At 67.7% G+C, this 15,961-nt stretch carries 9 protein-coding genes; 5 read left to right on the forward strand and 4 right to left on the reverse strand.

Features of this window, described 5'->3' with window-relative positions:
* Positions 1 to 9: 9 nt before the first annotated feature.
* From smc to ABS767_RS03480, 3 genes are read left to right on the forward strand one after another with little or no spacing between them, the layout of a single operon-like run.
* Positions 10 to 3,423 carry a chromosome segregation protein SMC gene (smc, locus tag ABS767_RS03470; protein ID WP_408076970.1) on the forward strand — a complete coding sequence of 1,138 codons (3,414 nt, stop codon included), beginning with the start codon at positions 10 to 12 and terminating at the stop codon, positions 3,421 to 3,423.
* A complete protein-coding gene (locus tag ABS767_RS03475; protein ID WP_408076971.1) occupies positions 3,420 to 3,926 on the forward strand; it encodes a hypothetical protein in 507 nt (168 codons plus the stop codon). Before smc ends, ABS767_RS03475 begins: the two co-directional genes overlap by 4 nt.
* Position 3,927: 1 nt before the next feature.
* Positions 3,928 to 5,262 carry an MFS transporter gene (locus ABS767_RS03480; RefSeq protein ID WP_408076972.1) on the forward strand — a complete coding sequence of 445 codons (1,335 nt, stop codon included), beginning with the start codon at positions 3,928 to 3,930 and terminating at the stop codon, positions 5,260 to 5,262.
* 103 nt (positions 5,263 to 5,365) lie between these two features.
* Here ABS767_RS03480 and ABS767_RS03485 read toward each other — a convergent pair whose 3' ends face one another.
* Entirely contained in the window at positions 5,366 to 7,657 is a 2,292-nt protein-coding gene (locus ABS767_RS03485) for a glycoside hydrolase family 3 N-terminal domain-containing protein (RefSeq protein WP_408076973.1), read from the reverse strand.
* Between the two features lie 180 nt (positions 7,658 to 7,837).
* On the opposite strand from ABS767_RS03485, the gene ABS767_RS03490 reads away from it, so the two are divergent.
* Positions 7,838 to 8,833 (forward strand): LacI family DNA-binding transcriptional regulator, encoded by a 996-nt coding sequence (locus ABS767_RS03490; protein ID WP_408076974.1) that lies wholly within the window; start codon positions 7,838 to 7,840, stop codon positions 8,831 to 8,833.
* Positions 8,834 to 8,864: 31 nt separating this feature from the next.
* The gene (locus ABS767_RS03495) at positions 8,865 to 10,310 is read left to right on the forward strand and encodes a glucoamylase family protein (protein WP_408076975.1); all 1,446 of its coding nucleotides are present in this window, start codon (positions 8,865 to 8,867) and stop codon (positions 10,308 to 10,310) included.
* A gap of 42 nt (positions 10,311 to 10,352) precedes the next feature.
* Here ABS767_RS03495 and ABS767_RS03500 read toward each other — a convergent pair whose 3' ends face one another.
* From ABS767_RS03500 to ABS767_RS03510, 3 genes are all read right to left on the reverse strand, one after another.
* Positions 10,353 to 12,179: a family 43 glycosylhydrolase gene (locus tag ABS767_RS03500; protein ID WP_408076976.1), complete on the reverse strand. Its 1,827-nt coding sequence runs from the start codon at positions 12,177 to 12,179 to the stop codon at positions 10,353 to 10,355.
* A 9-nt stretch (positions 12,180 to 12,188) separates the two neighbouring features.
* Positions 12,189 to 12,863 carry a DUF6445 family protein gene (locus ABS767_RS03505; protein ID WP_408076977.1) on the reverse strand — a complete coding sequence of 225 codons (675 nt, stop codon included), beginning with the start codon at positions 12,861 to 12,863 and terminating at the stop codon, positions 12,189 to 12,191.
* A gap of 68 nt (positions 12,864 to 12,931) precedes the next feature.
* Positions 12,932 to 15,922, reverse strand: coding sequence for a TonB-dependent receptor (locus ABS767_RS03510; protein WP_408076978.1), 2,991 nt, complete (start codon positions 15,920 to 15,922; stop codon positions 12,932 to 12,934).
* Between the last annotated feature and the right edge of the window lie 39 nt (positions 15,923 to 15,961).

Genomic DNA, 15,961 nt, shown 5'->3' on the forward strand with positions numbered 1-15,961 from the left:
GCCGCTGACATGCAGATCAAGCGGCTCCGCCTGACTGGGTTCAAGAGCTTCGTCGACCCCGCCGACCTGCGCATCGAACCCGGGCTGACGGGCATCGTCGGCCCCAATGGCTGCGGCAAGTCCAACCTGCTCGAAGCGCTGCGTTGGGCAATGGGCGAGAATTCGCCGAAGTCGATGCGCGGCGCGGGGATGGAGGACGTGATCTTCGCGGGCACGGCCAGCCGCCCGCAGCGCGACTTTGCCGAAGTATCGATCCTCGCCGAACAGGCGGGCGGCCCCGAGGAGGGCGAACTGGAGGTGGTGCGCCGGATCGAGCGCGGCGCCGGCTCTGCCTATCGTATCAACGGGCGCGACGTGCGCGCCAAGGACGTCGGCCTGCTCTTCGCCGATTCGGCGACCGGCGCGCATTCACCCGCGCTGGTGAGTCAGGGACGGATCGGCGCGATCATCCAGGCCAAGCCGGGCGAGCGGCGCCAGATGCTGGAGGAAGCGGCGGGGATTTCCGGTCTTCACGTCCGGCGTAAGGACGCCGAGCAGAAATTGCGCGCTACCGAAGCGAACCTGACCCGTCTCGACGAGATGATTTCGGACCAGGAAGCGCGCGCCGCGGCATTGAAGCGGCAGGCGCGGCAAGCCGAGCGCTACCGCGAGCTCTCCGACCGCATCCGTGTGGCCGAAGCGCGGATGATCTTCGCCCGCTGGCGCGACGCCGCCGCCGCGGCAGACGCGGCGAAGAAGGAGGCGGCAGCCGCGGAGGCGGTAGTCGCGCAGCGGACTGCAGCGCAGGAAGAGGCGCTGGCCGCGCAACAGGAGGCCGCGACGACGCTGGCCGGAGTCCGCGCCGCCGCGCTGAATGTGCGCGACCGGGCTAGCGAGGCGATGCACCGACTCGCCACGCTGCGCAGCGAGCGCGCGACGGTGGACCGGCGGATTGCCGAATTGCGCGACGCGGCCGAACGCCTGGAGCAGGACAAGGCACGCGAAGGCGCGTTGGCCCGCGACGCCGCCGATGCACTTGCCCGGTTGGAAGCGGAAGCGCGCGAACTGGAAGCGCGGATCGCTGCGGGGGCCGCACGGATGCCTGCACTCGACACCGCGCTCGCCGATGCGGAATGGGCAGCCCGCGATGCCGAGGTCGCACTCGCCCAGGCATTGGCCGCACAGGCTGCCGAAGCCGCCGAGACCCGCGTCGCCGAAGCCGCACTCACCGCCGCACGCACCCGCACCGAACGCGCGGAACGCGACGCCGCACGGGCCGAGGCGGAGCTGCGCGCGCTCGGCGATCCCGCACCGCTCGCCGCCGAACGCCAGCGCGCTGCCGATACGCGCGCGCAGGCGGCGCGTCAGGGGGAGATGGCTCGCACCGGTCTCGCCCGCGCCGAGGCGGCGGAGCGCGCAGCGATCGATTCGCGCAGCCGCGCACAATCGGTGCGCGCCGATGCCCATGCCGAACTCGCCCAGATCGACAGCGAATCCGCGGCATTGGCCAAGGCGACGCGGCCGAGCGGAAGGGACCGGCTGCTCGATCGGCTGAAGGTCGATCCCGGCTATGAACGCGCGCTCGCCGCCGCACTGGGCGATGATCTGGAGGCCGGGCTCGATCCGGCTGGCGAGCGACACTGGGCCGGAGCCGAACCCTTGCCCTCCGATCCCAGCGCTCCGGGCGGGACCACCCCGCTCGCCGCCCATATCGTCGCCCCCCCTTCCCTGGCGCGCCGGCTCGCGCAGGTCCTGGTCGTCGAGACCGACGACGGCGCTTCCCTCGCCGTAGGCCAGCGCCTGGTTACGCTCTCGGGGGTGCTGCGCCGATGGGACGGCTATGTCGCGCGGTCGGGCGGTGCGGCAGCGGCCGAGCGGCTGGAGCGGGTCAACCGGCTTCATGCGCTGGAAAAGGCGCGACCCGCGGCCGTCCGGGCGGTCGACTCCGCCGATGCCGAACTCGCGCGGATCGAGGAGGAGATCGCCGAAGCGAAGCGCGCCGCCTCCGATTGCCGCCGTCTGCTCGACCACAGCGACACTGCCGCGCGTGAGGCCGCGCGCGCCGAAGACCGCGCAGCCGCCGCGATCGAGCGGCTGGAGGCACAGCGCATCGATCTGGAGGGCCGGCGCGCACGCGCAGCGGCGGAGCAGGAGGACGCTGCGCGTGAGCTTGACCGCGCGCACGCAGCACGCGCCGCACTGCCCGACGGCGTCGAGACGCGTGCGCGCGTCGCGACGCTGACCGCCGATGCAGAAGCGCGTCGCACTGCCGCCGCCAGCGCGCGCGCGGAACGCGGAACGCTCGATCGGGACATCGTCGCCGCGCGCGAACGGCTGGCCGCTGCGCAGGCGGAGCACCGCGGCTGGACCTCACGCGCCGGAGAGGCGGCACGGCGGGCGGCAGAGATGGACGCACGCGCGGACGAGCTGGAGGCGAGCGGCGCGGCGCTGGCAACCAAGCCCGCAGAGCTCGACGAAGCGGTGGCCGAGGCCGAAGCCGCCAGCGACGAAGCCCGCATCGAGAGCGCCGCCGCACAGCTCGCCGAACGCGAAGCCGAAGCGGCGCTGCGCGCGACCGAGGGGGCGGTCCGCACGGCGGGCGACGCGCTGGGCGAGGCACGCGAGCATCGCGCCGGCACCGTCGCCCGCGCCGAAAATCAGGAAAGCCGCCGCGTCGAAATGGGCCGCCTGTCCGGCGAGCGTTTCGAATGTCCACCGCCGCTGCTCCCCGAACGCGCTGGCTTCGACTCGACCACCGTGCGCGGCCCGCAGGACGAGTCGTCGGCGCATGATCGGCTTATCGCCGAGCGCGAGCGAATCGGCCCGGTCAATCTCGTCGCCGATACCGAGCTTGCCGAACTCACCACCGCCGCACAGACCGCCGCCGCCGAGCGCGACGAGCTGATCCAGGCGGTGCACCGGCTGCGCGGGAGCATCGGCACGCTCAATCGCGAGGGGCGCCAACGGCTGCTCGCGGCGTTCGAGGCGGTCGACCAGCATTTCCGGCGGCTGTTCACCACATTGTTCAACGGCGGGCAGGCGCATCTCGAGCTGATCGATTCGGACGATCCGCTCGAGGCGGGGCTCGAGATCATGGCGCAGCCGCCGGGCAAGAAGCTTCAATCGCTGACCCTGCTGTCGGGCGGGGAACAGGCGCTGACCGCGGTGGCGCTGATCTTTGCGCTGTTCCTGACCAATCCGGCGCCGATCTGCGTCCTCGACGAAGTCGATGCGCCGCTCGACGACGCCAATATCGAGCGCTTCTGCGATCTGCTCGAAGCGATGACGCGCGAGACCGCGACGCGCTATCTGATCGTCACGCACAACGCCGCGACGATGAGCCGCATGCACCGCCTGTTCGGCGTGACGATGGTCGAGCGCGGCGTCAGTCGGCTGGTGTCGGTTGATCTGGGCGGCGCGGAATCGCTGCTGGCAGCGGAGTGATGCAGAGCGACGTCCATCACTTTTCGGCGACCGAGATCGGACCACTGCAGCGGCTCCTCCACAAATCAGAGCAGCCTTCGCCACGCGCCGTAGGGGCCCTCCTGGTCCTCGCGGGCGCGCTGGGTATAGCCGCCTATCTTTCGGAGGAGGTCTGGGAGGTCGCGGCGCTTCCGGCCGCGGCAATCGCGATCACTATCGTGGCGTGGCTGACTCCCGGATCCTCCAGTCGAACTCTGAAAGACTGGGTCGATCGACACGCGGCATGTGCTTCGACCGTGGCATGGGATGAGACAGGGGTTCGCACTGGCGGATGCGCGCATGGCCTGGATACGGTGTTCCCGTGGGCGTCGATCCGCACCGTGATCGCCAGTGCGGATTATATCATCCTGCTCTCGCGCTGCGGCCCGCTGATCGTCCCGCACCGCGCGCTCGATGCGGAGCGCTCGGCAGACCTTCTGCGTCAGGTCGAGAAGAACCGGATCACCGTTCGCCACGCCGATTGATGTGACCGATACGCCCCGCCCCTCCCGTCTGCGCCTCGCGCTGTTCGCCTTCGGCGACTTCGCGTTCAATCTCTACTGGCAGAGCGCGATGCTCTTCCTGCTGTTCTACTATACCGACGCGCTGGACCTTCCCGTGGGCATTGCGGCGACGATCTTCATGGCGGCCGCGGTCTGGGACGGAATTGCCAATTTCGCGGCGGGCCTGCTCGCCGACCGGCGCGACCCGCGCGGGGGTCTTGGCCGACTGGTCGCAATCGGCGGCATCCCGCTGGGCACCGGATTCGTGCTCGCCTATCTTCCGCCGCTCGCACCGGGCGTCTGGGGGCTGATCGGCGTCTGTATCGGGCATATCCTGTTCCGCACCGCCTATGCCTTCATCAACGTTCCCTATCTCGCGATGAGCGCCCGGGTCAGCGGCGACGGCAACGATCGCGCCTTTGTCGCGGGCATGCGGATGCTGGCGGGCACGCTCGCTGCGATCGTCGTCGCGCTCGGTACCGTGCCGATCGGTCGCGCGCTGTTCGGCGCGCGCAGCCCTGCCGACGCCTATTTCGGGGCCGCGCTCGCCTTTGCCGTGATCGGGGCGGTTATCCTCGCCTGGGTGGGGCTGAGCTATCACGAAGCGGATGTGCCCGAGCGGCGCGCGCCGGTCCCGGTACTCGCCGCACTACGCGCCATCGCGACCAACCGCGCCTTCGTAACGTTGAATCTGGCGATGATGACTGTGATCGTTGCGGTGACGATCCTCAACAAATCGGTGCTCTATTACTTCAAATATTTCCTCGACGACGAAAGCGGCGGGCAACTTGCGCTTGCGTCGATGAGCGTGGTCAGCGCGGTATCCGTACCCTTGTGGATGTGGCTGCGCCGGAGGCTGGGGGCGCGCAGCCTGTGGTTTCTGGCGTCCGGCCTGGCCATCGCCGGACTTGCCGGCTTCGCGCTGTTCGACATCCATCGCGCAGGCGTGATGCAGACATTCCTGATGGCGATGCAGGCGATGATCGTCGGTCTCAACTTCGTGTTCTGGGCGATGCTGCCCAACACGATCGAATATGGCGAGCGGCACGGCGGGCTGCGCGTGGAGGGCGCGGTGTTCGGGATGGCGGCGCTGCTGCAACGCGTCGCGATCGGCGTGGCGACTGCCATCCTGGGGCTGGGTTTCGAATCGGCTGGCTATGTCGCGAATGTGCAGCAGAGCGAGGCCACGCTGCTCGCGATGCGGCTGACGATCGCATTGGTGCCGCTCGGCTTCATCGCGCTGTCCTGCGTGCTGATGGCGCTCAACCCGCTGGCGCGGGGCGCCCATGCCCGGATCCTGAAGGACCTCGACCGCTAAGGACCTCCGCCGACGCGGAAGCGTCCGGCACCGCCCCGGGGAGGAGGGGGAGGCGAAGCGGTGCCGGACCCCCGGCGCTGCCGGGGATGGGATCGCGGGCGGATCAGGCCGCGGCGAGGGTGAAGGTCGAATGGACGCCCTGCGCCTGCGCGGAGGGTGCGATCCACACGTCGAACAGGCCCGGCTCCGCCGTCGGCTCGAGCTTCTGGCCGATGAACATCAGGTCCTTGCGGCGCAGGACGAAGCGCACCGTCTCAGACGCGCCGGGTGCGAGCGCGACCTTGCGGAACGCCTTGAGCTCGCGCACCGGCCGGGTGATGCTCGCCGCGCGATCGCGGATATAGAGCTGGACCACTTCCTCGGCGGCGCGCGTGCCGCGATTGGTCACCGTCGCAGTGAACGCGATCTCACCATCCCATGGCAACGTCCCCTCCTGCGGGGCGAGGCCGGCATAGTCGATCTTGCCATAGGTCAGGCCGTGGCCGAACGGATAGAGCGCCGAGTTCGGGATCGAGCGATAGTGCGTCTTGTACTCCTCCAGCTTGTCGTCGCTGGGGTTGGGGCGCCCGGTCGGCTTGTGGCTGTAGTAGAAGGGCTGCTGGCCCGGCTCGCGCGGGAAGCTGATCGGCAGGCGGCCCGAGGGGCTGTAGTCGCCGAACAGCACGTCGGCGATGGCATTGCCGCTCTCCGACCCCAGGAACCAGGTGACGAGGATCGCGGGGGCGTTCCTGACCGCGCCCTCCAGCGCCAGCGCACGACCGTTCTTGAGCACCACGATCACCGGCTTGCCGGTCGCGGCGACCGCTTCGGCCAGCGCCTGTTGCGGTGCGGGGACGGTGATGCTGGTGCGCGACTGCGCCTCGCCCGACATCCGCTCGCTCTCGCCGATCGCCAGCAGCACGACGTCGGCGGCGTTCGCGGCAGCCACCGCCGCCTCGATCCCGCCGGCCAGCGGCGCCTCGACTTCCGACCCTTCGACCACGGTGATGTCGGCGCTCTTGCCAAGCGCGTTGCGGATCCCGGTCTCGAGGTCGATCGCCAGCTTGTTGTCGCCATAGACGCACCACGGACCGTTGAGGTCGTGCTGCCCGGCCGCGAACGGGCCGATGATCGCGATCTTCTGCCCGCCCTTGCGTAACGGGAGGATGTCGCCCTCATTCTTGAGCAGCACGATCGACTTCTTCGCCATCTCGCGCGACAGCGCGATCGTCGTCTTGTTGCGGCTGCGCGCCACCTCGCGCTTCTCGTCGATACGGCGGAAGGGGTTTTCGAACAGGCCGAGCTTCGCCTTGATCGCCAGCACCTTGCGCACCGATGCGTCGAGCCGCTCCATCGGCACCTCGCCCTTTTCGACCAGGTCGGGCAGGTGATCGCGGTAGAAGCCGCTGGTCATGCTCATGTCGACCCCGGCCATGAAGGCGAGCTTGGTCGCCTCGCGCGCATCGGCGGCGAAGCCGTGCGCGATCATCTCCATGTCGCCGGTATAGTCGGACACGACGAAGCCGTCATACTTCCACTCGTCGCGCAGCACGGTGCGCATCAGCCATTCGTTGCCGGTGGCGGGCACGCCCGAAATCTCGTTGAACGATGCCATCGCCGAGGGGGCACCGGCATTGAACGCAGCCTGGAAGGGCGGGAAATAGACTTCGCGCAGCGTCCGTTCGGACACGTCGACGGTGTTGTAGTCGAGCCCTGCCTCGGCCGCGCCATAGGCGGCGAAATGCTTGGCGCAGGCCATCATCGCGTCGATTGCCTTGAGGTCGGGCCCCTGGAAGCCGCGCACGCGCGCCGCGGCGAAGAGGTTGCCAAGCAACACGTCCTCGCCCGCGCCTTCCATCGTGCGGCCCCAGCGCTGGTCGCGCGAGATGTCGACCATCGGCGCGAAGGTCCAGTCGACGCCGGCCGCCGCCGCCTCATAGGATGCCGCGCGCGCGGTCTTCTCGGCCATAGCGGGCTCGAAGCTCGCCGCCTCCCCCACCGGAACCGGGAAGATCGTGCGGTGGCCGTGGATGATGTCAGCGGCGAAGATCAGCGGGATCTTGAGCCGCGATTCCTTGACCGCTGCCGTCTGCATGATCCGGCACATGTTGGTGCCGCTGCCGTTGAACACGCCGGTGATCATGCCCTTGCGGACTTCCTCGACCTGCTCGTCGAAATTGGCGTTCGAGCCGCTGGCCGGGTTGATCGCGGTGCTCCCGCCCCACGCCGAGGCCATCAGGCTGAGCTGCCCCGCCTTTTCGGCCAGCGTCATCTTCGAAACGAGCGCATCGACGAACCCGGGAACCGGGACCTGCGCCGCCTGCGTCATCAGCGCGCGCGCCGGGCTGTGCAGCCACGCCGCGATCGCGCCAGCGCCCATCAGTGCCGCGCGGCGGGAAATCCGGGTGTCGAGCATCTTCTTCCTCTCCTGAACGCATCGCGCCGGTGGCGGCGCGGGGGAATGCGATCGGGCGCCGCGCCCGATTTGGGGCTTGTCGCAGCGTTCCGTAACCGGTTACATGCCGCCCGGCGACGCAATTTGCAATCGCGAAAGACCCGTCGGAGAAGCTTTCTTCGAGACGGGGAGAGAGGATCGATGAGCGAGGCGACGATTCGGGACGTGGCACGGCACGCGCAGGTTTCGATCGCGTCCGTCTCGCGCGCGCTCAACGGCCTGGACAATGTGCGGGCAGAGACCCGTGACCGCGTTCTCGCGGCCGCCGCCGAACTTGGCTACGTTCCCCATGCCGGCGCCCGCAGCCTCAGCCTCGCCCGCGCGCATGCGATCGGCGTCGTGCTGCCCGACCTGCATGGTGAGTTCTTCAGCGAATTCGTGCGCGGGATGGACCGCGAGGCCGGGCAACGCGGCTATGTCATGCTGTTGTCCAACATCCATGACGAGAGCGAGCAGGCAGCCAACGCGCTGCGCGCCATGCGCGGACGCGTGGACGGGCTGATCGTGATGGCTCCGCATCTGGGCGAACCGATGCTGCGCCGGTCCCTGCCCGCAGGCCTCCCCTCGCTGCTGATCAACGGCCCCGCCGGCATGACCGATGGCCCGACCGTGCGGCTGGACAATGCCAGCGCGGTCGAGGCGATGGTCGCGCATCTGGTCGAATCGAACCGGCGACGGATCGTGTTCATCGGCGGGCCGGAGGACAATGTCGACGCGCAGGAGCGCGCCGCGGCGTTTCGCGTCAGCATCGCGCGGCACCTGAGCGGGATCCAGCCCGTCCTTCTTTCGGGCGATTTCACCGAAGAGGCAGGCGAAGCGGCGGCGCGCGCGATCGTCGCGGGTGCACTGGACTGCGACGCAGTGTTCGCCGCCAACGACATGATGGCGCTGGGCTGCCTGCAGGGGCTGCGCGCTGCCGGGGTCGACGTGCCGGGGCGCATCGCGGTGGCCGGTTTCGACGATGTCCCGCTCGCCCGCTATCTCGGCCTGACGACGATGCGCGTGCGGATCGCCGAGATGGGCGCGCGCGCGATCACCCGGCTGATCGACATTCTTGAAGGCAAGGGCGCCGATGGCGCCGCGGAGCGCCACCAGGCCGAACTGGTGGTGCGATCGACCACGGCCGCGGCGGACTGACGCATCGCGGCCCGACAGCGAAAGGAAGTTCATGCGTATCCCGACCACCCGCCGCGCACTGCTCGCGGCCCCCGCACTGGCCGGCGCCGGTGCGCTCCTCCCCGGCTGCGCAGCGACGCTCGCGTCGGGCGCGGGGGCGGCCAGGCCCGCGCTGCCGGACTGGTATGCCGATCTCGAGAAGCGCACCTTCGACTTTTTCTGGGAACGGGTGAACCGTTCGAACGGGCTGGTCCCCGACCGCTGGCCCACCCCGTCCTTTTGCTCGATCGCGTCGGTCGGCTATGCGCTCACCAGCTATCCGATCGGGGTGGAGCGTGGCTGGTGCAGCCGCGCCGATGCCGCCGAACTGACCCGCACCACGCTGCGCTTCTTCTGGAACGCTCCGCAAGGACCGGCGGCGAGCTGGACCGCGGGGCACAAGGGGTTCTTCTACCATTTCATCGACATGGAGCGCGGGCTGCGGTTCAGGACCGTCGAGCTGTCGAGCGTCGATACGACGATCCTGTTCATGGGGGTGCTGTTCGCCGCTCAATATTACACGGGCGACGATCCGGTCGAGGCGGAGATCCGCAAGCTCGCCGCCGACATCTACGCGCGTGCCGACTGGAACTTCTTCCGCAGCGACGGGCGCGCGCAGATTTCGATGGGCTGGCATCCCGAGACCGGGCTGATCGAGCGCAACTGGGACGGGTATAACGAGGGGATGTTCGTCTACATCCTCGCGCTCGCCTCTCCGACGCACCCGATTCCGGCAAACAGCTGGCAGGCCTGGACCGCGCCCTATCCCAAATTCTGGCGCGGATCGGGCGAGACCCGGCATCTCGCCTTCGCGCCGCTGTTCGGGCACCAGTACAGCCATATCTGGATCGACTTCCGCGGCATTCAGGATGCGGTGATGCGCGCCGAGAAGATGGACTATTTCGAGAACAGCCGCCGCGCCACCTATGCCAATCGCGCCTATTGCATGGCCAACCCGATGGGCTGGGCGGGCTATTCGCGCGACATCTGGGGCCTGACCGCGTGCGACGGGCCGGGCAACTACCAGCTAACATTCAAGGGGGAGACCCGGCAGTTCTTCGGCTATTCGGCGCGTGGTCCGCTGGGCCAGCCCGACGAGCGCGACGACGGCACGATCGCGCCGACCGCGGCGCTCGGCTCGCTCCCGTTCGCGCCGGAGATCGTGATTACCGCCGCCAACGCGCTACGCCAATGGCCGGGTCTCTACGACCGCTACGGCTTTCTCGATGCGATCAACCCGAGCTTCACCTGGACCGACAAGAAGCTGGAGGTCGGCCGGATCAACGGCGCGCATGGCTGGATCGGCACCGACTATCTCGGCATCGACCAGGGGCCGATCCTGACCCAGGCCGCCAATTATCGCGACGAGTTCGTCTGGCGCCACATGCGCCGGTCGCCGGAGGTCCGACTGGGGCTGGAGCGCGCCGGGTTCACCGGCGGGTGGCTGGCCCAGGGATGACCGGTTGCCGCCCCCGCCACCGAGCGGCGGGGGCGGCCGGAATCACCGGATCGCGACCGGGGCGCTGCGGGCCGAAACACCGGTTTCGTTGAACGCCTCGACCGCGGCATAATAGCCGACCCCGACATTGAGCGCGCGCAGGTCGAGCTTCGCGTCGGTCCCGCCGCCCAGTTCGTCGGCAAAGACCTGATACGTCAGCGTCAGCCGGTCCGGCCGCACGCCCCACATGACGTTGTAGCCGGTCGCGCCGCGCACCTTGCGCCACGTCACCCGCGCATTGCGCGCGTCCTTCTCCCGCAGCGCTTTCACCGCGCCGGGCATCGCAGGCGCCGTGCCATCGGCATTGCCGAACACGCGCAGGTCGTTGATCGCCAGATGTGCGCCGCCGATATGGCCATGAACATAGCGGACGTAGCGGACCTTTGCCGGTGCCTTGAGCTGGAAATAGGCATTGGGCCGGTCGCGGCGGGGCTTTTCGGTCTCGGCGAGCTTCGTCCAGCGCTCGCCGTCCAGCGAGCCTTCCAGCACGAATTCGGTATAGATGTCGGGCGCGTCGGCGTAGCGCCCCGCCTTGTAATCCGCGAAATTGACCTGGATCGCGCGAACCGTCTTCGCCGCGCCGAGATCCATGGTCAGTGTCTCGCCCGCCGCCTTGCTCTTTGCCACCCAGAAGGTGCGCGGATTTTCGTCCGCCGCGCGGCTGGCGTCATACTCGCCCAGCGTCGAGGAGGCGATCAGCTGCTTGCGATAGGAGAGCAGCATCCAGCCGGTAAAGAGCTTCTCGATATCCGCGACCGGTCCTTCCGGCATCCAATGCGGGAAATCGCCGAAGCGCGATGAGGACCACATCTGCCCGTCCGCCTCGAACCGGGTGGGGAACATGTTGATCCGTCGCTCGAACGTCCAGTTGGCGCCCAGCCAGGGCGTGCCGGTGTTCCACCAGTTGCCGTGATTGTCCTGCACCGTCGATCCGTGCCCCGCGCCCTCGACGAACCCGCCGGGCTTGTAGGCGACCGGGTTCCACGGCGCGTATTCCCACGGCCCAAGCGGCGATTTCGAGGTGTAGGTGCCGTTGGCGTACGCGTTGTATTCGGTGCCGGGGGCGCCGTACTGAAGATAATAGGTGCCGGCGACCTTGGTCATCCAGGCCCCCTCCATGAACGGCTTGATCGCCGTTCCGTCGGGCAGCCCGCCCGAATGATCCTGGCCGAAGCGTTCCCAGCCATGACGTTCGGGGTGGAGCCTGAACATCTCCTTCGCCCGGCCCTTGTAGATCAGCTTCCCGTCGGTGAATTCGATCTCCATGCCGTAGAGCGGGAAGACGTTGGACGAACCCCAATAGAGATACCATTTCCCGTCATCGTCGAGGAACAGTGCGGGGTCCCACGGCCCGGGGGGAATCTCGCCCGGCTTCATCTTGTCCTCCTCGCCCGGGCGCACCTGACCCGGCAGGCGCGGCATGCGCCGGACGAGATAGTCGAGCTTCCCCGTCTCCGGCGCGTCGGAGACATAGATCGCGCCGGGCTCCATCATCGAGGGCATGAGGTAAAGCCGCTCGCCGTCCGACCAGGCTGCGGGCGCGACGAAGCTGTCATTCTCCCACCGGCTCGGGGTGATGAACTGCCAGTCGACCAGGTTGGTCGAGCGCCAATAGCCGTCGGCGAGCGTCTGGAAGAGGTAGAAGGCGCCCTTGTGCCGCACGATCACCGGGTCGGCACCGGTGCGGTACGAGATGCCTTCGTTGATCTGCTCGAAATTATAGCGGTAATCGATGTCGATCGGGTTGGCGTAGGTGCGCTTGGCCTGCTGTGCGGCGCTGCCCGTCGCGATCAGGGCGGTAGCGGCGGCGAGAAGGGCGAGGCTGCGCATGGGGAACTCCTATCGGATGCGGACGAACAGATTTGCGGTCAGGCGACCGCGACGCGGGTGGGGGTCGAGCGGCAGGTCCGCCGGGATGATCCCCGAATGCAGCAGGTTGCTGCGATAGATGACGATGCGGTCGCGCACCGCGTCTACCCGACCGATCTGCTCGAAATGGGCATTGCTGCCGTCCAGATAGCCCGAGAGGTCGACGCTGGCCGCGCGGGAAGCGGCAATGAAGCGCGGGCGGTTTTCCTCGTTCACCACTTCGATCCCGGTCGCGTTCTGGCGATAGAAGGCGGTGCCGCTGCCCGGCGCGTCCGACAGATAGTGCAGGATCGCGAGATAGGCCGGATCGGTCGAGTCGAAATGCGGGATGCGCTGCGGCAGGTTGAGCGCGGCCGGCGGCGTGGTGACGATCGAGAAGCTGGCTTCGGTCAGGTCGAACGCGTCGGTATCGAACCCCCCGGCGATATAGGGCGCCGCAGCCTCGAGCAGGCGGTCGACATACGCCACCGCGTCGCGATCCTCGGGCGTCAGGATACGCCGGACCCCGGGATAATAGGTGGTGCTGTACGGAAACGGTGCGAGCGCTGCGGCGATATCCACCACCGCATCGGGGTCGCCGGTGATCCCGTCGACCACGACGACGGGGGCATTGACGGTTCCGAAACGGTGGAGCGCGGGGTTCATCGGCAGGTCTCCGGAATGAAATGGGGAGAGAGGCTTAGCGCCTCCCTCCCCGAAAATCCCGCCGGGACTTAGAAGCGGTACTTCAGGCCCGCCTGGAAAGTGCGGGCATAGCCGACGGTCGAGTTTTCCTCGAGCGGCGGATTGGCGCCGCTGCCCGCGCCCCAGGTCGAATAGTTGCGGTTGACCCAGTCGAAGACGTTGAACACCTCGAAATCGGCGGTCAGTTCGCCCCCGATTCCGGGAATCTTGAACGTCTTCGCCAACCGCAGATCGAGGTTCTTGTAGGCGATGTCGTCCTTCGGGCTGAACACGCCGGCATCGTTATAGTAGGTGCAGCCGCCGGGCGTCACGCCGTCCGCCTGAACGCAGTTGGGCGACGGGGTGCGGCTGAAATCGACATTGCCGAAGCGCGGACCCGAGGCCAGGGTCAGCGTGCCGGCGATCTGGAAGCCGAATGGCAAGTCGCCGATGCCCGTCGCGACGAAGCGCCAGCGCTCCAGTCCGCGGGTCGGCTGCCACCCGAACGCGTCCTGACGTCCGGCGTTGAACATCTGACCCTCGTCGAACCCGATCGCCTGGTTCGACTTGGCGTCCGAGACGGTGAGCGATGCCGTGGCGCCCCAGCCCGAAGCCTTGGTATAGGTCTTGTCCGCCGTCAGGTAGAGCGCGGTATAGCGTGCCTCACCCTCGCTCGAGCCGATGTTCAGGCGGCCGGTATAGCCAGCCGGACGGCCGCTTGCCGGGAAGTTGTCGCGGATCCACCCGTCGCCGTCGGGCGTGTAGTTGCCGTCCGGCTGCCGATTGCCGCGCACGAAGATGAATGCGTCGTGCGAGCGGTTGTGCGCGATCGAAGCGGACAGCTGGATATCGCCCAGCCGCTTGCGCACGCCCAGCGTGAACTGATCGGTGTACGGCACCTTGGCGTCGTTGTTGATGACCCAGATGTCGCCGCTGAGACCCGCCTGGCCAACCGCCTCGCGGAGCGTCTGCGGATCGCGATAGGCGGGATTCCACTGCAATTCGCCGTTCGCGGTATTCCCGCCCGGGACCGAGCAGGCCGGGAGGCCGGCGGCGCCGCAGAAATTCACCGTCGCATCGCTGCGGATGTTGTTGAACAGCGTCTCGAGCGAAGCGAGGTAGAAGATGTTGCGGTCGTAATAGCGCCCCGCACCGGCGAACAGGATCAGGTCGCGGTCGCCATTGACGTCGTAGGAGACACCGATGCGCGGCTGGAATGCGCCGGTGAACGGCTTACGCCGCGTCCCGTCGGTGATGTAATCCTCCGGATCGATGCCCGCGGCCTGCCACGGCTGGTAGTTGCGCAGTGCGTTCGCGACCTTGAACGGGGTCTGGTAGTTGTTGTTGAAATTGTTGCTTTCATAATCCCAGCGCAGGCCGAGATTGACGGTCCAGTGATCGTCGATCGTCCAGTCATCCTGCATGAACAGGCCGACCTGGACGTTGTCCGCCTCCATCGGCGTCGGCGGCAACAGCGAGATCGTCGCGCGAACCGGCGTGCTCGACTCGAAGCCAGTGAAGCCGACCGCGTTGAAGCTGTACGATCCGTTGGCGAACGCGTCCTCGATGCGGGTCAGCGTGTTCATCGACACCTTGAACCCCGCCTTCACCACATGCCGGTCCCAGCCGGTATAGGTGAAGTTGTTCTTGAACGTGTAGCTTTCCTGATCGTTCGCCTGCTGGAACGAATTGGCGCCGCCGATCAGCACCTCGCCGCCCGACGGGTTAAGCAGCTTGTACTCGGGACCGTCGCTGATCGTCGGGGTGCCGGTGAAGCTCTTGAAATAGCTGAGCGTCAGCTCGTTCAGGAAGCCCTCGCCGCGATGCGACCATTCGAACTGCGCATTCTTCGTTTCGGTGCCGATGTCGCGCGCGCCCTCGCGCAGGCGGGTGCCGCCATAGTCGCGCACGTCCGATTCCTGACGCAGGAAATAGCTGGCATTGAGCGTGTCACGGTCCGACGCGAACATCGTCAGCTTGCCGAAATACAGGTCCTGCTTGAAGTCGGCCGGGAAGCTGCCGCTGTTGGCCGACACGATCGACCCGGGGATGCTGGGATCGGTCAGGTTGACCGCGATACCCGGCTGCGTCTTGCGCTGGCCTTCATAGGCCGCAAAGAAATGCAGCACGCCCGGGATGATCGGGCCGCCGAGGTCGGCGCCGAATTCCCAGCGCTTGTAATCGGGCTTCTCGCGATCGCCATTGGGGTTGTTGGCCTCGCCCGGACGGTCAAAAAACGGCCGGCCATAGAAGGATTTCGGGATGAATTTCCCGAATGCGCCGCCGCTGAAGCGCTCGCCACCCGTCTTGGTGATCGCGGTGATGATCGCAGACCCCGCATTCTCATATTCCGCCTTGAAGTTCTGCGTCTCGACGCGGAATTCCTGGATTGCGGACTGCGGGAACGGGTTGCCCTGGCTGAAATTCTGGCCGGCGACGCCGCCGAAACCGACCTGGTTCTTCTGGCTGGTGCCGTCGACGAACACGTTGACGTTGTTCGAGCTGACGCCACCCGCCTGGATGCGCTTGTTGTTCTCGTCAGCCGACAGCGTGACGCCGGGCGCAAGCGCGGCGAAGTTCAGGAAGTTGCGGCTGCTCTGCGGCAGGCTTTCGATCTGCGCCTGGCTCACGCTCGTTCCGATCGTGGCGGTGCGGACTTCGGCGCGCGCGCGCGATGCGGTGATGACGACTTCCTCGCCAGCGGCAGCCTGAGGCGGAGGCGCCAGCTCGACATTCACCGTCTGGCCCACCGGCAGCGACACGTCCTGCGCCTCCTGCCCCTCGGCCTCGACGCGATAGGTGCTGGGACGCAGGCCAACGATGGTGAAGCGACCGTCGGGACCCACTGTCACGGTCGTCGAGCGGCCGGTGACGGTATCGGTTACCGTGACGGCGGTGCCGGGCGTCGCGCCATCGACGCGGCCCTGGAGCGTGCCGGTCGTCTGGGCGAAGGCGGCGGTGCTCGCCACCAGCGCGACGGCAAAGGCCCCGGCCGACACGCCGCGAATCAGACTCGAACGCTTGCTGCGGAAATTCATCATCAATCTGCTCCCCTAAACACCGGCTCCGCAAGCGCCGTC

The organism is Sphingomonas plantiphila (assembly GCF_046000505.1).
Lineage (GTDB): Bacteria > Pseudomonadota > Alphaproteobacteria > Sphingomonadales > Sphingomonadaceae > Sphingomonas > Sphingomonas plantiphila.